Source organism: Janibacter sp. LM (genome assembly GCF_039631275.1).
Lineage (GTDB): Bacteria > Actinomycetota > Actinomycetes > Actinomycetales > Dermatophilaceae > Janibacter > Janibacter terrae.
This window is the reverse complement of record NZ_JBDIVG010000011.1, coordinates 193,773-212,354: the sequence shown is the minus strand read 5'-3', so window position 1 is coordinate 212,354 and position 18,582 is coordinate 193,773. Positions and strand designations below refer to the sequence as shown.

Annotated in this window: 24 protein-coding genes and 1 pseudogene; 13 read left to right on the top strand and 12 right to left on the bottom strand. The window is 73.4% G+C overall.

The features are described 5' to 3' along the window. Positions 1 to 663 (bottom strand): annotated as a pseudogene (locus tag ABC138_RS08120) (hypothetical protein); the annotation flags it as partial. Positions 664 to 674: 11 nt separating this feature from the next. Then, entirely contained in the window at positions 675 to 1,259 is a 585-nt protein-coding gene (locus tag ABC138_RS08115; RefSeq protein ID WP_345913254.1) for a DinB family protein, read from the bottom strand. Positions 1,260 to 1,313: 54 nt separating this feature from the next. Here ABC138_RS08115 and ABC138_RS08110 point away from each other — a divergent pair, with 54 nt between their 5' ends. The 5 genes from ABC138_RS08110 to ABC138_RS08090 are packed head-to-tail and all read left to right on the top strand — an operon-like array spanning position 1,314 to position 4,900. After that, the gene (locus ABC138_RS08110; RefSeq protein WP_345913251.1) at positions 1,314 to 2,018 is read left to right on the top strand and encodes a DUF1361 domain-containing protein; all 705 of its coding nucleotides are present in this window, start codon (positions 1,314 to 1,316) and stop codon (positions 2,016 to 2,018) included. Continuing rightward, a complete protein-coding gene (locus ABC138_RS08105) occupies positions 2,015 to 3,223 on the top strand; it encodes an MFS transporter (protein ID WP_338537402.1) in 1,209 nt (402 codons plus the stop codon). The genes ABC138_RS08110 and ABC138_RS08105 overlap by 4 nt, the downstream gene beginning before the upstream one ends. Positions 3,224 to 3,252: 29 nt before the next feature. Beyond that, positions 3,253 to 3,957, top strand: a complete 705-nt coding sequence (locus ABC138_RS08100; protein WP_338537403.1) for a DsbA family oxidoreductase — start codon at positions 3,253 to 3,255, stop codon at positions 3,955 to 3,957. Next, positions 3,957 to 4,457, top strand: coding sequence for a DinB family protein (locus ABC138_RS08095; RefSeq protein WP_338537404.1), 501 nt, complete (start codon positions 3,957 to 3,959; stop codon positions 4,455 to 4,457). Before ABC138_RS08100 ends, ABC138_RS08095 begins: the two co-directional genes overlap by 1 nt. Beyond that, positions 4,454 to 4,900 carry a hypothetical protein gene (locus ABC138_RS08090; protein WP_345913248.1) on the top strand — a complete coding sequence of 149 codons (447 nt, stop codon included), beginning with the start codon at positions 4,454 to 4,456 and terminating at the stop codon, positions 4,898 to 4,900. The genes ABC138_RS08095 and ABC138_RS08090 overlap by 4 nt, the downstream gene beginning before the upstream one ends. A gap of 92 nt (positions 4,901 to 4,992) precedes the next feature. On the opposite strand, the gene hrpB is transcribed toward ABC138_RS08090, so the two are convergent. The 4 genes from hrpB to ABC138_RS08070 all read right to left on the bottom strand — a co-directional run bounded on the left by hrpB (position 4,993) and on the right by ABC138_RS08070 (position 9,648). Further along, entirely contained in the window at positions 4,993 to 7,500 is a 2,508-nt protein-coding gene (gene hrpB, locus ABC138_RS08085) for an ATP-dependent helicase HrpB (RefSeq protein WP_345913246.1), read from the bottom strand. 82 nt (positions 7,501 to 7,582) lie between these two features. Then, complete coding sequence (locus ABC138_RS08080) at positions 7,583 to 7,984, bottom strand: aromatic ring-opening dioxygenase LigA (protein WP_345913244.1); 402 nt, start codon at positions 7,982 to 7,984, stop codon at positions 7,583 to 7,585. A 351-nt stretch (positions 7,985 to 8,335) separates the two neighbouring features. Then, positions 8,336 to 8,884 carry a DUF1697 domain-containing protein gene (locus ABC138_RS08075; RefSeq protein ID WP_068424092.1) on the bottom strand — a complete coding sequence of 183 codons (549 nt, stop codon included), beginning with the start codon at positions 8,882 to 8,884 and terminating at the stop codon, positions 8,336 to 8,338. Continuing rightward, complete coding sequence (locus ABC138_RS08070; protein ID WP_068424094.1) at positions 8,881 to 9,648, bottom strand: SDR family oxidoreductase; 768 nt, start codon at positions 9,646 to 9,648, stop codon at positions 8,881 to 8,883. Before ABC138_RS08070 ends, ABC138_RS08075 begins: the two co-directional genes overlap by 4 nt. Positions 9,649 to 9,735: 87 nt before the next feature. Here ABC138_RS08070 and ABC138_RS08065 point away from each other — a divergent pair, with 87 nt between their 5' ends. From ABC138_RS08065 to ABC138_RS08050, 4 genes are read left to right on the top strand one after another with little or no spacing between them, the layout of a single operon-like run. After that, positions 9,736 to 9,957 (top strand): hypothetical protein, encoded by a 222-nt coding sequence (locus ABC138_RS08065; protein WP_068328521.1) that lies wholly within the window; start codon positions 9,736 to 9,738, stop codon positions 9,955 to 9,957. Further along, positions 9,954 to 10,949, top strand: a complete 996-nt coding sequence (locus tag ABC138_RS08060) for an iron-containing redox enzyme family protein (protein WP_345913239.1) — start codon at positions 9,954 to 9,956, stop codon at positions 10,947 to 10,949. Before ABC138_RS08065 ends, ABC138_RS08060 begins: the two co-directional genes overlap by 4 nt. Next, positions 10,946 to 11,152, top strand: coding sequence for a CDGSH iron-sulfur domain-containing protein (locus tag ABC138_RS08055; RefSeq protein WP_068328525.1), 207 nt, complete (start codon positions 10,946 to 10,948; stop codon positions 11,150 to 11,152). The genes ABC138_RS08060 and ABC138_RS08055 overlap by 4 nt, the downstream gene beginning before the upstream one ends. Further along, positions 11,152 to 11,781 carry an RsmD family RNA methyltransferase gene (locus ABC138_RS08050; RefSeq protein WP_345913235.1) on the top strand — a complete coding sequence of 210 codons (630 nt, stop codon included), beginning with the start codon at positions 11,152 to 11,154 and terminating at the stop codon, positions 11,779 to 11,781. The genes ABC138_RS08055 and ABC138_RS08050 overlap by 1 nt, the downstream gene beginning before the upstream one ends. Here ABC138_RS08050 and ABC138_RS08045 read toward each other — a convergent pair. After that, positions 11,702 to 12,277 carry a GNAT family N-acetyltransferase gene (locus tag ABC138_RS08045; RefSeq protein WP_170307560.1) on the bottom strand — a complete coding sequence of 192 codons (576 nt, stop codon included), beginning with the start codon at positions 12,275 to 12,277 and terminating at the stop codon, positions 11,702 to 11,704. The two genes, ABC138_RS08050 and ABC138_RS08045, sit on opposite strands and share 80 nt — an antisense overlap. A gap of 73 nt (positions 12,278 to 12,350) precedes the next feature. Here ABC138_RS08045 and ABC138_RS08040 point away from each other — a divergent pair, with 73 nt between their 5' ends. Next, entirely contained in the window at positions 12,351 to 13,091 is a 741-nt protein-coding gene (locus ABC138_RS08040; protein ID WP_338537410.1) for a hypothetical protein, read from the top strand. On the opposite strand, the gene ABC138_RS08035 is transcribed toward ABC138_RS08040, so the two are convergent. The 3 genes from ABC138_RS08035 to ABC138_RS08025 all read right to left on the bottom strand — a co-directional run bounded on the left by ABC138_RS08035 (position 13,067) and on the right by ABC138_RS08025 (position 15,421). Continuing rightward, positions 13,067 to 13,339, bottom strand: a complete 273-nt coding sequence (locus ABC138_RS08035; RefSeq protein ID WP_345913227.1) for a hypothetical protein — start codon at positions 13,337 to 13,339, stop codon at positions 13,067 to 13,069. The two genes, ABC138_RS08040 and ABC138_RS08035, sit on opposite strands and share 25 nt — an antisense overlap. Before the next feature lie 317 nt (positions 13,340 to 13,656). Then, the gene (locus ABC138_RS08030; protein ID WP_068328541.1) at positions 13,657 to 14,064 is read right to left on the bottom strand and encodes an NAD-binding protein; all 408 of its coding nucleotides are present in this window, start codon (positions 14,062 to 14,064) and stop codon (positions 13,657 to 13,659) included. Further along, positions 14,057 to 15,421: a potassium transporter TrkG gene (locus ABC138_RS08025; RefSeq protein WP_338537412.1), complete on the bottom strand. Its 1,365-nt coding sequence runs from the start codon at positions 15,419 to 15,421 to the stop codon at positions 14,057 to 14,059. The genes ABC138_RS08030 and ABC138_RS08025 overlap by 8 nt, the downstream gene beginning before the upstream one ends. Before the next feature lie 62 nt (positions 15,422 to 15,483). Between ABC138_RS08025 and ABC138_RS08020 the strand changes: the two genes are divergently transcribed. Both ABC138_RS08020 and ABC138_RS08015 read left to right on the top strand, forming a co-directional pair. Next, positions 15,484 to 16,287 (top strand): hypothetical protein, encoded by an 804-nt coding sequence (locus tag ABC138_RS08020; RefSeq protein ID WP_345913223.1) that lies wholly within the window; start codon positions 15,484 to 15,486, stop codon positions 16,285 to 16,287. Between the two features lie 23 nt (positions 16,288 to 16,310). Continuing rightward, positions 16,311 to 17,018 carry a spermidine synthase gene (locus ABC138_RS08015; RefSeq protein WP_345913222.1) on the top strand — a complete coding sequence of 236 codons (708 nt, stop codon included), beginning with the start codon at positions 16,311 to 16,313 and terminating at the stop codon, positions 17,016 to 17,018. Between the two features lie 51 nt (positions 17,019 to 17,069). Here the strand turns inward: ABC138_RS08015 and ABC138_RS08010 are convergent, their stop codons facing one another. Together ABC138_RS08010 and ABC138_RS08005 are read right to left on the bottom strand one after the other, a co-directional pair. Continuing rightward, entirely contained in the window at positions 17,070 to 17,327 is a 258-nt protein-coding gene (locus ABC138_RS08010; protein ID WP_345913221.1) for a Txe/YoeB family addiction module toxin, read from the bottom strand. Position 17,328: 1 nt separating this feature from the next. Further along, positions 17,329 to 17,583, bottom strand: a complete 255-nt coding sequence (locus tag ABC138_RS08005) for a type II toxin-antitoxin system prevent-host-death family antitoxin (protein WP_345913220.1) — start codon at positions 17,581 to 17,583, stop codon at positions 17,329 to 17,331. 89 nt (positions 17,584 to 17,672) lie between these two features. Here ABC138_RS08005 and ABC138_RS08000 point away from each other — a divergent pair, with 89 nt between their 5' ends. Beyond that, positions 17,673 to 18,455: a DUF427 domain-containing protein gene (locus ABC138_RS08000; protein ID WP_345913219.1), complete on the top strand. Its 783-nt coding sequence runs from the start codon at positions 17,673 to 17,675 to the stop codon at positions 18,453 to 18,455. Positions 18,456 to 18,582 lie beyond the last annotated feature (127 nt).

The window sequence follows — 18,582 nt, the reverse complement described above, 5'->3', positions numbered from 1 at the left end:
CGGGCCCCGGGCCGCGTCGGCGGCCTCCCGACGGGCCGCCTCCGCTGCCTCCTGCTCGGGGTCGACGGTCTCGGCCTCGTCGTCCTGGGGCTCGTCGTCCTGAGGCTCGTCGTCGGGCTCTGCGACGGTCTCCGTGTCGGGCAGCGGCGGCACGAGGCGAAGGGGGGTCGCCACCGCGTCGTCGAGCTCCACCTCGCCGAAGCCCGCGTAGGAGAGCGGGCGCAGCAGCCGGCCCGACGCCAGGGCCCGCCCGCTGCCCTCGTCCGCGAGGACCGCGACGGCGGTCGCCGACACCTCCTCCTGCGCGGCGGGCGCGTACGACACCCCCCGCTCCTTCGCGGCGCGCCCGGCCGCGGCCACGAGCGCGTCGATCCGCTCGCGCCGCTCGGGACGCAGGTCGGCCAGGGCCACCCCGTCGCCCTGCGACTGGGCGGTGCGCATGCGCTCGCCGAGGTCGGTCAGCGCGGCGACGACCGCCGGCTCCTCGCGGGCCACGGTGTTGAGCAGGTGCGCGGCGACCGTCGGCTTGCGCAGGGCCTTGATCTCCCGGGCCAGGTCGTCGTCACCACCGTCCTTCGCGGCGGTGACCCACCGGGTGCGCGTCGCGACGAAGTCCGCGAGCGGGGCTCCGTAGATCTCGTCGACGGCGTCCGACAGGTCCACGACCGGTCCTCTCAGGCGTGCTGGTCGGCGATGCGCGTGAGGCGCTCGACGTAGGCGCGCCAGCCCCCTTCGTCCCACTCCGGCAGGTTGTTGCCCTCGGAGCGCAGACCGACGCGACCGTCGAGCTGCTCACGCAGGATGTCGGCGTGCCCGGCGTGGCGAGCCTCGTCGAGGGCGACGTGGACGAGGACCTGCGCGAGCGTGACCGCGTTGCGGTCCGCCGGCCACCACGCCACCGTCCCCTCGGCGTCGAGCGGGAGCGCCTCGATCGTCGCGTCCGCGTGGGCGAAGCAGGACTCGCACCACGCGAGCACGTCCGCCAGCGACTCGTCCTCGGTGCCGAACATGTCCTCGTTGTCGTCCGGCTCCACGCCCGGCCGCTCCCACGGCAGGACGATCTCGCTCGGCCGTCCGAAGGTCTCGCCGAAGTAGCCCAGCTCGCAGGCCGCCGCGTGCTTGTAGAGGCCGAGGAGGTTGGTGCCCGTCGGGGTCCGGGGCAGGCGTGCCTCCCGCTCGGGGACCCCCTCGAGCTTGAGGCGCAGCGCCGCGCGCTGGGCCCTGAGGTGACCGTGCAGCTGCTCCTTGAGGTCTGGCATGGCACTCAGTCTGTCCCAAGGTTGTCCCAAGGTCTGCCCCCTAGGCTCGGTGGGATGTCACAGTCCTCCCACCCCGCACGATGGCTCGCGGGGCTCACCGCGCTCCTGCTCGCCGGCACCGTGCTGGCGGCCGGGTTGCAGGACGTGCGCGCCGAGCGCACCGGGGCCCCGGTCTTCGCCTTCCTCCACTGGAACCTCTTCCTCGCCTGGGTGCCGTACGTCCTGGCGCTCGCGCTGCTCGCGCTGCACCGGGTGCGCTCGCCCGGCTGGCTCCTCGCCGGCCTCGGCGTCGTGTGGCTGCTCTTCCTGCCCAACGCGCCGTACATCCTCACCGACTTCATCCACGTCGGGGCGATCCCCGGCGCACCGCTGTGGTTCGACGTGCTCCTCATCGGGGCCTTCGCCGGCACCGGGCTGCTCCTCGGGCTGGCCTCCCTGCTCCTCGTCCACCACGTCGTCGCCGCACGGGTCGGGCACCTCGCGGGCTGGGTGCTCGCGATCGGGTCGCTCGCCCTGTCCTCGCTCGGGATCTACCTCGGGCGCTTCCCGCGGTTCAACTCCTGGGACGTGCTCACCAACCCCCGTGGCCTCGTCGACGTCATCGCCTACCGGCTCGCCGACCCGCTCGGCAACCCCTTCCTCCTGCAGTTCGCCGCGCTCATGACCGCGGGGCTCGTCGTGTGCTACCTGCTGACCTGGGCCGTCGGCCAGGCCTGTGCCGGTCGTCGTCGGACCGGGGTGGCACAGTACGCAGGGTGACCCACCCCTCGGCCGAGACCCTCCGGGAGCGCCCGGCCGTACCCGTCGAGATCAAGGTCCTGGTCGCGGCTGCCTTCGTCATCGCGGTCGGCTTCGGGCTCATCACCCCGGTGCTGCCGCAGTTCGCGCAGAGCTTCGACGTCGGGGTCACCGCGGCCTCGGTCATCGTCTCGGCCTTCGCCTTCTTCCGGCTGCTCTTCGCCCCGGCCGGCGGCGCGCTCGTCACCCGCCTGGGCGAGCGGCCGATCTACATCATCGGCCTGGTCATCGTCGCGCTGTCGACGGGCGCCTCGGCCTTCGCGCAGTCCTACTGGCAGCTGCTCGTCTTCCGCTCGCTCGGCGGCATCGGGTCGACGATGTTCACCGTCTCGGCCATGGCCCTGCTCGTGCGCATGGCGCCGCCGCTCATCCGCGGCCGGGTCTCCTCGATGTACGGCAGCGCCTTCCTCATCGGTGGGGTCATCGGGCCGGTCATCGGGGGCGCGCTCGGCGAGCTCGGGATGCGTGTCCCCTTCGTCGTCTACGGCGTCGCGCTGCTCATCGCCGCGGCCCTCGTCGCGATCATGCTGCGGGGGACCCCCCTTCGCGCCGACCCGGCCCACGCGTCCGTCCCCCCGATGACCGTCGGCGAGGCCCTGCAGGACAGCGCGTACCGCTCCGCGATGGTCTCCGCCTTCGCCAACGGCTGGACCAACTTCGGGGTGCGGGTCGCGATCCTGCCGCTCTTCGCCGTCGCGGTCGTGGGTGAGACCTGGGCCGCGGCCGTGGCGCTCGCCGTGGGCGCGGCCACCACCGCGATCACCCTGCAGTTCTCCGGACGGCTCGCCGACAGCCTCGGCCGCCGTCGTCCGATCATCCTCGGCCTGGCGCTGAGCGCCGTGGGCATGGGCGCCATGGGCCTCGCGGGCAGCCTGGCCGTGATCCTCGCGCTCACCGCCGTGCTGAGCGTCGGGGCCGGCCTGCTCAACCCCGCGCAGCAGGCCACGGTCGCCGACGTCGTCGGCAACGGCCGGTCCGGGGGCAAGGTGCTCGCGGCCTTCCAGATGTGCCAGGACGCCGGCGGCATCGGCGGTCCCGTGGTCATCGGCGCGGTCGCCGACCTGTGGGGCTGGCAGTGGGCCTTCGCCCTGAGCGGCCTCGTCTCGGCGCTCGCGGTCATCCCGTGGCTGCGTGCCCGCGAGACGCTCGTCGCGCACTCGGGATGATCCCCGCGCGCAGCGGTGTTGGCACCGGCATGCAGATCGACATCTGGTCCGACATCGCCTGCCCGTGGTGCTACATCGGCAAGCGCCGCCTCGAGACCGCACTGGCCGACCACCCGCAGCGCGACGAGATCGAGGTGACCTGGCACAGCTACCAGCTCGACCCGACGCTGCCGGAGCACTACGAAGGGACCGAGGTCGAGTACCTCGCCTCTCGCAAGGGCATGCCGGTCGAGCAGGTCCGGCAGATGTTCGGCCACGTCACCGAGCAGGCGGCCGGTGAGGGTCTGGCCTACGACTTCGACACGCTGGTCGTCGCCAACTCCGCACGCGCCCACGAGCTGCTGCACCTGGCCAAGGAGCGCGGCCTCGCCGACGCAGTCAAGGAGGCGCTGCTCTCCGGGCACTTCGAGCACGGCATGGACATCGGCGACGTCGACCAGCTCGTGCGGGTCGGTGTCGGCGCCGGGCTGGACGAAGGGGAGATCCGCGCGGCCCTCGAGGACCGCCGGTACCAGGCTGCCGTCGCGTCCGACATCGACATGGCCCGGCAGATCGGGGTGACGGGCGTCCCCTTCGTCGTCCTGGACATGAAGTACGCGGTCTCCGGGGCGCAGCCGCCGGAGGTCTTCCGTCAGGCCATCGACACGGCGCTCGCCGAGCGGGCCCCCGCCCTGCAGGTCGTCGACGGGTCGAGCGACGCGGAGGCGTGCGGCCCCGACGGCTGCGCCATCTGATGACGCCCGCGGAGCTGCTCCTCGACTCCTTCGGGCGGGTGCACGACGGCGCCCTCTCCGTCCTCGACGGGCTCACGGAGGACCAGCTCGCGCACCGCATCACGCCGGACGCCAACTCCATCGCGTGGCTCGTGTGGCACGCCATGCGGGTCCAGGACGACCACCTCGCCGATGCTGCCGGGCTCCAGCAGGTCTGGGCTGCACGGGGATTCATCGAGTTCTTCGATCTCGACCTCGACGAGGACGACACCGGCTACGGGCACACGTCCGCCCAGGTCGCCGAGGTGCGCGCCCCCGCGGAGCTGCTCGCCCGCTACGTCGAGGCCGTCCACCACCAGACCCGCGCCTGGGTCGGGGGCCTCACCGAGGCAGACCTCGACCGGGTCGTCGACACGCGCTGGGACCCGCCGGTGACCCTCGGGGTGCGCCTGGTGAGCGTCATCGACGACGACACCCAGCACATCGGCCAGGCCGCCTACCTCAAGGGGTTGCTCCCATGAGCGAATTCGTCGCGAGGGTCGAGACCGACCTGGCGCCCGCGGTCGCATGGGACCGGATCTGGGACCTCGACCGCCACACGACGGTCATCCCCTTCACCCGCGTCGCGCTCGACCCGCCGGCGACCGCCCTAGCGGTGGGGGCCGGGTTCACCGGCCGCACCGCGCTCGGTCGGCTCGGTTTCGACGACACGATGCGGATCGAGGAGTGGCGCCCACCCACGGTCGCCGAGCCCGGGCGTGCGGTGGTCGTGAAGACCGGCCGGTTGCTCGGCGGGCGCATCGAGGTGGACGTCGTTCCTGCAGGGTCGGGCGGCACGCGGATCACCTGGCGCCAGCGGGTGGCACTGCCGTGGCTGCCCCGGCCGCTGCGTCGCCTGGAGTGGCTCGCCGCCCGCGTGGCGGCCCCCGGCTACCGCCGGGTGCTGCGGACCTTGCTGGGCTGACCCACCGGGCGGGGGAGCGGAGTTGTGATCGCGTGCACGAAGGGTCGTCCTGGTGCACGAGGCGGTCAGATCTGCCACGAGATGCACCAGCACTACCTCTTGTGCTCGCGGCCCTTCGTCCGCGCGGTCGCCGGAGCGGTCCACGGGTCCTCCGGCCACGGGTGCCTGGGGTAGCGGCCGCGCATCTCCGCACGCACCTGGGCGTACGGGCCGGACCAGAAGCTCGCGAGGTCGTCGGTCACGGCGAGCGGGCGCCGGGCCGGTGAGAGCAGGTGGAAGAGCACGGGCACGCGCCCGTCGACCAGCCGCGGCGTCTCGGCCAGCCCGAAGCACTCCTGCAGCTTGACCGCGAGCACCGGTGCGGCAGCGGCCTCGTCGTGCGGCGGCCAGGTGACGGCGGCGGTCGACCCGCTGGGGACGGCGAGGCGCTCGGGGGCGAGCTCGTCCAGCCGGGCCGCCTCGGGCCAGGGCAGCAGCCGCCGGAGCGGGTCGGTCAGGTCGATCCGTCCGATCGGCGTCCCCCCGGCGATGCGGTGCAGCTCGGGGCCGAGCCACTCCTCGATGCGGGACGTCAGGGCGTCGTCGGACACGTCCGGCCACGGGTCGCCGAGGTGGTGGTGCAGGGAGGAGAGGCGTCGTCGCAGCGCATCGGCCGACGGGGACCAGGTGAGCAGGCCGAGACCCTGCGTGGTCAGGGCGCGCGCCACGGCCCGGGCGCCGGTCGCTGCGTCGGCGCGGACGGGGGTGGAGCTGAGCTCGATGGCCCCGATGGCGTCGACCTCGCGGGCGGTGACCCTCCCTTCGCCCAGGTCGGCGCGGACCTCGCGGACGCGCAGCCCTGCCCCGGCGGTCTCGGCCTCGTCGCGGGCGAGCCCGGCGGCGAGGCGGATGACGGCGCCGGTCCCTGCCGCGACCCGGCCGTCGGCGCGGGCCACGTCGGCGACGACGATCCACTCGTGATGACGAAGTGGGCTCCCCGCCGGCAGCGCGGCGCGCGTCCCGGAGGCGAGCAGGTAGGTCGGCCCGTCACCCACCCGGCGGGCGATGCGGCCGGGGTGGGCGAGCGCCGCGACGAGCCCGACGGCGTCGGACGTGGTCTCCCCGCCTCCGGAGGGGGCGAGACGGGTCAGCCGCTCGACCTCCCTCCGCCAGCGACCGGGCTCGCGGGCGCGCCCCGAGCGCAGCTCCGCGACGAGGCGGTCCAGGTCGCCGTCCTCGCTGCGCAGGTCGTCGGAGAGGGCGGCGACGACCTCGGCCGCAGCGGTCGTCCCCACGAGCCGGGCGCCGTCGAGCAGCGCCCGGGCCAGGCGCGGGTCGGCCGGGACGCGGGCCGCAGCCTCCCCGTCCGGCGTGATCCGGCCGTCGTCGTCGACGAGACCGAGGCCGCGCAGGGTGGCCTCGGCGGCGGTGATCGCGGTGGCCGGTGGGGGCGTGAGGAGCGGCAGGCCCTCCGCCCGGGGTGACCCCCATGCCGCGAGGGTGAGCGCGGGGCCGGCGAGGTCGGCCGTCGTGATCTGGGGCGTGACGTGCTCGGGCGCCCGCGACCACGCCGACGCCTCGATCAGCCGGACGGCGCGCCCCGGGCCGAGCCGCGCGGCCCGACCCGCGCGCTGGGTCATCGACGCCCGAGAGGCCTGCACCGTGACGAGGCCGGACATGTCACGGGCCGCGTCGCGACGGGGCTCGCGCGACAGGCACGCGTCGACGACGAGCCGCACGCCGGGCACGGTGAGCGAGGACTCGGCGAGGTCCGTGGAGACGATGATTCGCGACGAATCACCCTGACCCTCCCCAGTCGCCCGGTCCTGCTCGCGGGGGGCGAGACGACCGTGGAGGGGCAGGACCTCGGCCCCCGGGACGAGGCCGCGCACCTGCTCGACGACCCGGTCGACCTCGCGGACGCCCGGGACGAAGACGAGGGTGTCGCCCCCTTCGTCATGGTGGTGGGCGGTCGCCGCGGCGACGTGGTCGAGGAACTCCCGCGTCACCCCGCGCGCGTCGGTCCGGGGGCCGGTGGCGGGCGCCCACACGACGTCGAGCGGGTGGAGGGCACCCTCGCTGTCGACGACCGGGGCGTCGTCGAGCAGGCGGGCGATGGCCGGCGCGTCGAGGGTCGCCGACATCGCGACGAGCGGCAGCTCCCGCAGCTGACGGACCTCGGCGAGCATCCCGAGCAGCAGGTCGCCCTCGAGCCCTCGCTCGTGGACCTCGTCGAGGACGACCGCGGCGGTTCCGGTCAGCTCGGGGTCGGCGAGGAGCCGGCGGAGGAGGACACCCGGCGTGACGAACTCGATCCTCGTCCCGGCCTGCACGTGGCGCTCGCCGCGGACGGTGTAGCCGACCAGCCCCCCGAGCGGTGTGCCGGTGAGGTGGGCGAGGCGCCGGGCGGCCGAGCGCACGGTCACCCGGCGCGGGCCGGTGACGACGACGCGACCGGTGACGTGGGTGGCTACGAGCGGCGGTGCGAGGGTGGTCTTGCCGGAGCCGGGTGGGGCCTGGACGACGGCGACCCCGCGCTCCTCGACCGCTGCGCGCAGGTCACCCAGCGCCTCGGCGAAGGGGAGCCCCGCACCGATGGCCGGCAGGTCGAGGTCGGTCATGCACCGAGCCTCGCACGAGCGGGGACGCGGAAGGGCCGGCCCCGGGGTGGGGGCCGGCCCTTCGCAGGGTGCGCTGGTCGGGTCAGGCGACCGTGGGCGCCTCGGTGGCGCGGCCGCGCAGGCCCAGGCCACCGAAGATCATCCCGAGGCCCACACCCATGGCCATCGTGGCGACACCGAAGGCGACGACCGAGGTGAAGAGGGAGGCCCGCAGGAAGGAGGCGGACATCGCGACCTCGCGCAGCGGGTCCTCACGGCCGAGCTCGGCGTAGGTCTTGCCCTCGGTCAGGGCCAGGGCGTGCTTGTCGATGATCTGGGCCTGGGCGTAGGCGGAGAACGGGCCGTTCACGTCGTCGCCTGCGAGGAAGGCGGCGTCGTCCGCGGCGGTGATGTTGGCGTTGCTCAGCTCCTGGCTCGTCATCACGTACGTGCCTGCACCGGCGATGATGAAGACGGCGCCGAGGATCATCAGGAGGGTGCTCATGGTGCGGCTGCTGCGCATGGCGGAGTGCCTTTCTGGGTCGTTCGAGGGGTCCCGAGAAGGAGGTGTGGCAGGGAGCCTGCGGCGCGTCCATCGCGGAGGATGACACTTCAAATACTACTGGGTGTAGTACATAGCTGGCAAAGCGAGGGCGGTCCCCTTCGCGCTGCGGATCAGACGGTGGGAGGGACGCGGCCGGTCGGGCTCAGGCGCGTCGTCACGGAGCGAAGGGGGTGGGCCAGGCCAGCGCCCCCACCGGCACCCGCAGATCCTCGCACCGGCCGCGACCGTTCGTCTGCATTGCCCTAGGGGAATGCAGACCGGCGGTCATGGGGCGCGCGGGACGAAGGGGGATCAGGGCGCGGCGAGTCGGGTGACGATGCGCTGGACCGTGAGCCAGGTGCGGGTGGTGATGTCCTTGCCGTAGGTCCGGTCGAGCCAGCGCATGAAGTCCGGGGTCCGCCCCGGGTCCCCGTTGTCGATGACGGCCAGGAAGGCGCGCGCCTCCTCGTCGAAGCCGACGACCCGCACGAGCGGGTCCGGGTCGTCCGGGATCGTGCTCGGGGGCTCGTGCCCGTCCTTGAGGAAGGTCGCGACGAGGTAGGTCCCGCGGCCGTGCACCAGCCCGTCGAAGGGGTCGCGCGCCAGGAGCGCCTGCAGCTCGCCGAGCTCGCGGACGATCGTCCCGCCGCCGATGCCGAGGTCGTCGACGAGCGCCTGCTGGATCGTCCGCTCGAGCTCGGGCACGTCGGCCTGCTCGCTGCGGAAGAGGATGTTGCCGCTCGCCAGCACCGACTCTACGCGCGCGTGCCCGAGGCGCTCGACGACGGCGCGCAGCTGGGCGTTGGAGTTGTTGGGCAGCGAGGGGGCGATCCCGCGGAGCAGCGCGACGTAGCGCGTCATGGCCGCAGGTGGGAGGCGCCGTTGAGGTCGAGCGTCGCGCCGGACGCCCAGACCGCCTCCGGCGAGGCGAGCCAGAGCACCGCGGAGGCGACCTCCTCGGGACGACCGACACGACCGAAGGGGGAGCCCGCCCGGATCTCGTCCCCGGCCGGGGAGGCGAGTCGGTCCGCGACCCGTTCGGTCTCGACGAACCCGGGTGCGACGGTCGCGACCGCGATGTCGTGCGGCGCCAGGGCCACGGCGAGCGAGGCGTCCATCGCGTGCAGCGCGGCCTTGCTCGCGGCGTACGCGGGGAACTCGGGCTCGCCCTTGTGCACCCCCCGCGTCCCGATGGAGATCACCCGGCCCGGCAGCCCGAGCTCGACGAGCCGGGAGGTCATCGCGTGCGTGACGATCGCGGTGCCGAGCGTGTTGATGCGCAGGTAGGCCTCCCAACGCTGCCGCCAGGCCGCGGGGTCCGTCGTCGCGGGTGGGTGCGCGAGCCCGGCGTCGGTGGCGATGCCCGCGTTGTTGACGAGCACGGTGACCGGTCCGCCGAGAGCCTCCTCGGCCTGCGCCGGCAGCGCTCCCGCCTCGGCCGCGTCGCCGAGGTCCGCGACGAGCAGGGCGTGGCCGGTGCCCGGGAGGGAGGCGCGGGTGGCCTCCCCTTCGTCCACCGCGGAGCGCACGTGGACCGCGACCCGATCACCCTGCTCCGCGAAGGCCTGCGCCACCGCACGGCCGATGCCGCGGGAGGCTCCGGTGACGAGGACGTGGCGGCTCATGGCGGTACCCTACGACCCGCCCGGTCCCGCAGGAATGGGTCGCCGCGGGGCGGGTAGGGGAGCGGCAACCAGCGAGAGGAGTGCGCCATGAGCCAGCAAGCGGACGGCGGCGACGAGGGCGGTCAGGTCTCGGAGACGAGCAACCTGCGCGACACCGACGTGGACGAGGCCTACCAGCAGAGCGAAGGGGTCCCGCCGTCGGCCGACGCCCCGCAGGAGGACCAGTCGGCGAAGGAGGCCGAGGTCTCCCCCGAGCACGGCGACGTCGACGAGTCCGTCGACCACGGCGTGGGCAGGGACACCGAGTGAGCGCACCCCTGCCCGGGCCGCGCGGCCCGGTGAGCGAGCACGTGCTGGGGGTCCTGCAGGGCCGTCCGGCCGGCCCCGGTCCGGCGCCTGGCAGCGCCGGGGTGGACGTCTTGGGGGACGACGACGTGCAGCTGGCGCTGTGGTTGCTGCTCGAGCTGCACCACCGCGGTCTCGAGGGCGTCGACCCGTGCCTGGAAGGTGACCCCGAGGTCCTGCGGCTGCGGCGCGGTCTCGAGGACGCCCACCTGGCGGCCCTGCGGGAGCTCACCCGAGAGCGGCTCGCGCGCGTCGACGACGGTGCCGACCTCGCGGACCAGATCGCCGCCCTGCTCGCCGACGACGACGGGCCCTCGCTCGCGGACTTCCTGGCACGTCGGGCCGACGTCGACCAGGTCCACGAGTTCCTGCGGCAGCGCAGCATCTACCACCTGGCCGAGTCGGACCCGCACGCCTTCGTCGTGCCGCGGCTGGACGGGCCGGCCAAGGTCGCGCTCGCCGAGCTGCAGTACGACGAGTTCGGCTCCGGGCGCCCGGCACGTCTGCACTCGTTGCTCTTCGCGCAGGCGCTGCAGGCCTGCGGCCTGGACCCCACCTACGGCGCGTACCTCGACGAGGCCCGCGCGAGCACCCTGGCCGTCAACACCACGATGCTCGTGCTCGGCCTCTCCCGGCGCTGGCGTGGGGCAGCGATGGGCCACCTCGCGGCCTTCGAGTCCACGAGCTCCGTGCCCTGCCGTCGCATCGCCGCCGGCGCCCGGCGCCTCGGCCTGCCCGACGAGGTCGAGGCGTACTACGACGAGCACGTGGAGGCGGACGCCGTGCACGAGCAGCTGGCCATCCGCAGCATCTGCGTGCCGCTCGTCGACGCGGAGCCGGAGCTGCGTGAGGACGTGCTCTTCGGCGTCGCGGCGTGCCTGGAGCTCGACGCGCTCGCGGCGCGCGAGCAGCTGGAGCTGTGGCGCGCCGGCAGCGTCGCCGAGGTCTCGGCGTGAGGCCCGCGCGGGCCGAGGTGTCCGTGGAGCGCTGCCCCGGCGGGCCGCTCCTCGTGCGGGGGGCCGAGGTCGTGCGGGATGCCTCCGGCGTCGAGCACGAGGTCACCCGGCCGGTCGTCGCCGTGTGCGCCTGCGGCATGAGTGGCCGGGCGCCGTGGTGCGACGGCACGCACAAGGTCGTCGCGGCGAAGGGAGGTCGCTGATGGCGCGCACCGCGTTCGCCTTCGCCGGGATGGATCTCGAGACGGACGAGCGGCTGCTCGAGCCCCGCGAGTGGACCCGGGCCCAGTCCGACTGGGCGGCTGAGCTGCTGCCGCACCTGCCCGAGGGCTCCGTCCTCGAGCTGTGCTCGGGAGCCGGCCACATCGGTCTGGCGGCGGTGCGCGGCTCCGCCCGGGTGCTCGTCGCCGTGGACCGCGAGGAGGTCGCGGCGGAGACGATCCGGGCCAACGCCGGGCGCGTCGGCATGGCCGATCGCGTCGAGGTGCGCTGCGGCGACCTGTCCGAGGTGGTCGCCCCCGGTGAGGTCTACCCGCTCGTCGTCGCCGACCCTCCCTGGGTGCCGCACGCGTCGATCGGCACCTATCCCCAGGACCCACCCGGGGCCATCGACGGTGGTGCCGACGGGCTCGACATCGCCCGGCAGTGCGTCGAGGTCATCGCCGCACACCTCCACGCCGACGGCGCGGCGCTGCTGCAGCTCGGCACCGCGGAGCAGGCCCACGCGATCGAGCTGCCCGACGGCCTCGTGCTCACCGAGGTGCGCGAGTACCCCCGAGGGGTCGTGGCGTGCCTGCGTCGTCCCGGGCCGCCGGCAGGATCATCGCGATGACGTCGGCGGCGTCGTCCGCGAGCCAGGACGGGCGGGTGGCGCCGACCTCGACCCACCCCCGGCGGCGGTAGTAGTCGACGGCCGCACCGCTGGAGACGACGTCGAGGCACGGCGCGAGCCCGCGCTCGTCGAGGTCGGCCAGGGCGGTGCGCATCAGCGCGGCCCCGACGCCGGTGCCGCGCGCGGCGCTGGAGGTGAAGTACACGCCGATCTCGCCGAGCCGCTCGGCGGGCAGGCCGTGGCCGTCGCTCCAGAGCCGGGCGAGCTCGGGCTCGTGGCCGTCGACGCGCACGGGGAGGACCGCGGCGTGGCCGACCGGTGCGCCGTCGACCTCGGCGGTCCAGGTTGAGAGCGTGCCGGACCGGGCGATGAAGTCCTCCGGCGGCATCGGCAGCGGTCGGCGGTGCGGGTAGCCGGACGCCGCCTGCTGCTCGACGAGCGCACGCCCGAGGGCTGGGAGGTCGTCGTCACGGCGGGGTCGGATCAGCACGGTCACGGGGGCCATTGTCACCCGGGGGGAGCGGCGCCGTGCGTCGGCGCAGACCGCCACGGGGCGGCATGATCGACGCATGACCTCCAGCGACCCCGTCGACCTCCCCCACGTCGACGGGATGCGGCTGCGCAGCCGCGTCGTGCTCGTGGCGCTCACGTGGGCGGCTTTGGTGGGGGCGAGCGCGGCGCTGGTCTTCCCCGGGCTCGATGCTGGGATCTTCAGCGTGAACCCGCTCGCCGTCGTGCTGATCGTCATGTGGTTCGTCCTCATGGTCGCGTTGCTGCTGCAGGTGAGCCACCGGTGGCACCCCGTCGTGATCGGCCTCTGCTTCCTCGCGCTCGTCGCCGCGCCCGGGTTCGTCTACCTGGGCGTGGTCGCCGGCTACGGCCCCCTGGGCTCGGAGCGCACGAGCGCGACCGTCGTCGAGGCGCACCCTCGCGGCAACCAACCGCCGTCGGTCCTCTTCGAGCTCGAGGACGGGACCCGGGAGCGGGGGTACTCCACCGGGATGACTGATGGACCGTACCCGGGCTACGTCGTCCCGAGGGCGGGGTCCCGTGTCGCGGTGCTGAGGGACGACGCGGGTCTCCTGCCCCCGCGCCTGGCCCTGGGCGGCGCGTCGACGGACTCCACCGGGCGGGCGCTCGCCGCTCTGGTCCCCGGGGCGCTCGGGCTCCTCGTCCTCGGCGTCGCCACCGTCTCGGTGCTCACCCGTCGCGAGAGCTTCGTGACGAGGACGGCCCGCGAGAGCGAGGCCCGACGACTGGCCGACCTGCATCCCGGGACGACGGGTCAGCCGCGCCGCCGCAGCGCGTAGCCCGCGGTCGCGACGAGCGTGAGCGGCCCGAAGAGCAGCATCGGGGCGTACGCGACGACCATGAGCACGAGGGCGCCGTCGTGCACCGTGCCCTCGTCGGGACGGCGGCCGGCGAGCAGCCCGAGGGCCATCGAGATCGTGAAGAGGTAGGTCATCGCCAGACCGCCGAGGGCGCCGAGGGCGACCGGCACCGAGCGGTGGATCGCGACCCCGACGCAGCGTTCGCCCCACGGCCGCACGAGCCCCACGACGAGGACGCCGCACAGGACCTGGGTGATCGAGAGCCCGAGGACGTACCCGACCTCCCCTCGTGCAGCCGGCGCAGCTCATCCGTGCCGGGCAGGGCGCCGCCGATCATCAGCAGCCGCCAGAGTGCGCTCGCCAGGCTCGCGAGCAGTGTGCCCCAGGCGGCGAGCACGGCCCAGTCCTGCGGTGGCCGCTCGGCCCAGCGGGTCGTCGTCGGTGCGGTGGTCGCGGTCGTCGTCGCCATGCCCTCGACGCTCCTCACGGATGGCGGTGGTGACCACCCGGTGGGCCCTCCGTCGCGACGGCGGTCAACCCCCGGTCACCGACGCAGGATCTCCTCCGCCATCGACAACCCGGCCTCGCGCTCGGGCTGGATGATCCGGGCGACGCCGAGCCTGCGCAGGGCCTCGACGTGCTGCCGCGAGCCGGCCTTGGCCCAGACCTCGCGCACGCCCAGCTCGTTGAGCGCGGTGGCCGTCATCAGCGAGGCCGCGACATTGGTCATCCCGAGGACGACGAGGGTCTCCGCGCCGACGCCGAGCTGCCGCAGCGTCTCCTCGTCGCGGGCCTCCGCGATCGCGAGATCACGCAGCTCCTCGGCCAGGGAGGCGACGACACGCTCGTCGACGTCGACGCCGAGCACGTGCCTCCCTTCGTCCTCGAGCCGAAGGGCGAGCGCCGCGCCGAAGCGGCCGAGCCCGATGACGACGACGTCGTGCCTAGCCAATGAGGACCCTCTCCTCCGGCACCTCGTAGCGCCGGGGTCGGTTGCGCAGCGCCAGGGCGGCGCCGAGCGTGATCGGGCCGAGGCGCCCGAGGAACATGAGTCCGATGAGCACCAGCTGGCCCACCGGTGGGATGTCGGCCGTGATGCCGGTGGACATCCCGACCGTCGCGAAGGCCGAGATCACCTCGAAGAGCACGACGTCGAGCCTGAAGGGCGTGACGACGAGCAGCGCCGCCGTGCCGGCGACGACCAGGCCGACGCCGAGCAGCGCGACGGTGAGCGCCTGGCGGATGTTGTCCTGCGGTACGCGTCGCCGCAGGACGCGCACGGTCGGCTCTCCCCGCAGCTCGGCCCAGATGACGAAGCCGAGCAGGGCGAAGGTCGTGATCTTGATGCCGCCCGCGGTGCCCGCGCTCCCGCCACCGACGAACATCAGGCCGTCGAGGAGGAGCAGGCTCTCCTGGTGCAGCGCACCGACATCGACGCTGTTGAACCCGGCGGTGCGGGCGACGACCGACTGGAACCCGGCGCTGAGGATCTTGCCGCCCGTGCCCATCGGCCCGAGCGTGTCGGCGTTGTCCCACTCGAAGCCCGCGAGGAGCGCCGTGCCGACGAGCCACAGGACCACGGAGCCCCAGATCGTGATCGTCGCCTGCGTCGTCCACCGTCGGGATCGACGACCTCGGTGCTTGAGGATCTCCCACCAGACGGGGAACCCGAGACCGCCGATCATCACCGAGAGCATGAGCGGGAGGCACATCCACGGGTCCTGCGCCCAGGAGACGGCACTGTCGACGTGCAGGCCGAAGCCGGCGTTGTTGAAGGCCGAGACCGCGTGGAAGACCCCCGAGTAGAGCGCCGTGGCCCAGTCCTCGTGGTACGCGATGCGCAGCCTGACGGCGAGGACCGCCGCGGTGGCCACCTCGACCGTGAGCGTGAACCGCAGGACGCCGACGAGCACCTGGGCCGGGCTGCGGTCGGACATGGAGCGCGCCTCCGCGCCGGTGAGGACGGTGGCGGGAGCGCTCAGTCGACGACCGATGAGCATGACGAGCAGCGTGGCGGCGGACATCACCCCGAGACCCCCGAGCTGGATGAGCGCGAGGACGACGATCTCACCGAAGGTCGACCAGTGCGTCGCCGTGTCGACCGTGACCAGACCGGTGACGCAGGTCGCGGAGGTCGCGGTGAAGAGCGCGGTGAGTGGGTCGGTGGCCTCGCGGGACTGCGAGGCGAAGGGGGTCATCAGGACCAACGTGCCGACGGCGATCGTCACGGCGAAGCCGAGCATGACCGTCCGGGCGGGGTTCGCCACCAGACGGTTGAGCAGGTGAGTGTTGGTCGCGGCCTGGCCCACGGGCGGACACGCTACTCCCGTCGTGCGGCAGGATGGTCCGACCGCCATGGAAGGGGCCGACGATGACTCCCACCCACGCCGACGTCGTGGACCTCGAGCGCTACCCGATCCACGAGCTCGGGTCGGCGGATGGGCAGGACCTGGTGCGGCGCTGCCGGGCCGAGCTCGACGCCGCGGGCGTGTGCAACCTGCCCGGCTTCATCCGGCCCGAGGCCGTCGCCCGAATGGTCGAGGTCGCGGAGCAGGTCGCGGACGAGGCCTGGGCCACGGACCGTCCCCACACCGTGTACTTCACCGAGCCGGACGAGACGCTCGACCCGGGTCACCCCCTTCGCCGGCAGGTCCGCTCGGCCAAGCACGGCTACGCCTACGACCGCATCCCCGCGGAGGCGCCGGTGCGGCGCCTCTACGAGTCGGACGAGCTCACGGACTTCATCGCCACCGTCCTCGGCAAGGACGCGCTGTACCGCTCCGCCGACCCGCTCGACGCCTTCCAGGTCACGGCCTTCCACCCGGGCGAGGAGCTCGGGTGGCACTTCGACAACTCCGAGTTCTCGGTCACGGTCATGTACCAGCCGGCCGAGCGCGGAGGCGAGTTCGTCTACGTGCCGGGGCTGCGCAGCGAGGACGACGACAGCCACGACGGCGTGCGGCGCGTCCTCGACGGGGACGAAGGTGGCCTCCAGGTGCTGCCCGCCGCGCCGGGGTCGCTCGCCTTCTTCCGCGGGGAGCACGCGCTGCACCGCGTCACCCCCGTCGAGGGCAGCCGTCCGAGGATCAACTCGGTCCTCACCTACGGCGTACGTCCCGACATGCGCCTGTCCGACCTGACCTCCGAGATCTTCTACGGACGGACCTCGCGCTGAGCGCCGCAGGGCAGACTGGGGCGATGCGACGATTCGAGGAGCTCGCCTGGAGCGAGACGCCCCGCGGCGAGATCAGCCTGCGACGTCGGGTCGAGCCGACGCTCGAGGTCGACGTCTACGAGGTCAAGCTCGGCGACGAGTTCCTCATGTCGAGCCTCTTCACGGCCGCCGAGATCGAGCTCGCCCGGCTCGGTCTGGCGCAGGCGAAGGGGGAGCACCTCGCCGTCGTCGTCGGCGGCCTGGGGCTCGGGTGCACCGCCCGCGCCGCGCTCGAGGACGAGCGGGTGCGCTCGATGATCGTCGTCGACGCCATGCCGGAGGTCATCGACTGGCACGAGCGCGAGCTGCTGCCCGACGCCGCTGCGCTGGTCCGGGACCCGCGCACCCGGCTGCAGCTGGCCAACTTCTTCGAGCTCGCGGCGTCCGACGCGGGCTTCGACGTCGAGACGCCGGGCAGGACCTTCGACGTGGTGCTGCTCGACATCGACCACACGCCGCACCACCTGCTCCACCCCGACCACGCCCCCTTCTACACGGAGGACGGGCTGCGCCGCCTGAAGCGTCACCTGCGTCCCGACGGGGTCTTCGCGCTCTGGTCCGACGACCCGCCGGACGACGGGTTCTGCGCGCTGCTCGAGCGGGTCTTCGACCGGGTGGAGGCGCACGTCGTGGAGTTCGACAACTTCCTCACGGGCGGCACGTCGAGCAACACGGTGTACGTCGCGGTCTGATGGGCGAGGTGCGTGCGGGCGAGGGTGGTCGCGAGGCCTGGACCGGTCGAGTCAGCCGTAGTGGTACCGGCAGGCGGCGATACGGATCTCGTCGTCGACGACCTTGTAGACGAGCCGATGCTCATCGGTCATGCGACGAGACCAGTACCCGGCGAAGTCGTGCTTGAGTGCCTCAGGTTTGCCGATGCCGTCGTTGCCATTGCGTTGGATGTCCGTCAGCAAGGTGTTGATGCGCTTGAGGACCTTGCGGTCCTGGCGTTGCCACCACACGTAGTCCTCCCACGCATGCTCGTCCCAGACGAGGAGCAACTCACTCCTCGATGAGCTCGTGGGGCCCGCCCCGACCGCTCTCGAGACGCTCCATGGCATCGAGCAGCCGGCGCGCGTTGCGGGGCGATCGCATGAGGTACGCCGTCTCGCGGAGGGACTCGTAGTCGTCCAGGGAGACGATCACGACGGGGTCATGCCCGGCGCGCGTGATGACGACCTCCTCGCGGTCGTTGACGACCCCGTCAAGGACCTGTGCGTAGCGCGCCCGGGACTCCGTGTAGCTCATGGTCTTCATGGTGACCTCCTGTACAGATAAGCGTACGCCTGGGCCTTCAGGGTGGCAAGAGCGGGGCCGAGTCCACCCTTCGGTGCCAAACTCGGTGGATGAGCGATGAGCTGAGCACGGAGTGGATCGACAAGCGGGTTCGCGGCCGGCTGGGTGACGTCGTCCTCGTCGAGTCCCGGGACCCCCTCCTCGTGTGGCAGCCGGGTTTCCCGCCGGTATACGGCTTCGCCTCCGACGAGATCGCGCAGGGGGTCCTGCGACCGGCAGCGGACCGCGATGCCGGCTACCCGGGCGAGTGGTTCTTCGGTCCGCACGCACGGGTCGACGAGTGGTTCGACGTCGTCGCAGGCGACGAGGTCGTCCCGCGCGGCGCGTGGCGACTCGCCGACCTGCCGGGCCGGGTCGTCCTCACGTGGGAGCCCGGCCGCCTGTCGTGGACCGAGGAGGACGAGAGCGTCGGCCTGCACCCACGCGACCCGCACAAGCGGGTGGAGACCCTGCGCAGCTCCCGGCACGTCGAGGTGAGCGTGGGCGACCAGGTGCTCGCGGTGAGCGACGCGCCCGTGCTCCTGCTCGAGACCGACCTGCCGACGCGGTACTACCTCCCGCGCGAGGACGTGCGGCTGGACCTGCTCGTTGCGACCGACACCACCTCGGCGTGCCCCTACAAGGGCACGGCGGACGGGTACTGGACGTGGCCGGGCCCGCCCGAGCTCGCCGACATCGCCTGGTCCTACTCCTCCCCCCTGCGAGCCGTCGAAGCGGTCCAGGGGCGGGTCTGCTTCTACAACGAGCTCGTCGACCTGCGCGTCGACGGGGTCCTGCTCGAGCGGCCCGAGTCGCCCTTCAGCAGGAGCGAGCAGCGCCCGGGCGCCGGGTGAGCGCCGGGTGAGCGCTGGGTGAAGGGCGGGAATGAACCCCCTTCGTCCGTAGTTGAGCGAGGTGAACTCAACTTTTGGGCGCCGGATTTGCGCAGGTCGCGGACCGGCTCCTAGGTTGAGCAGCAGC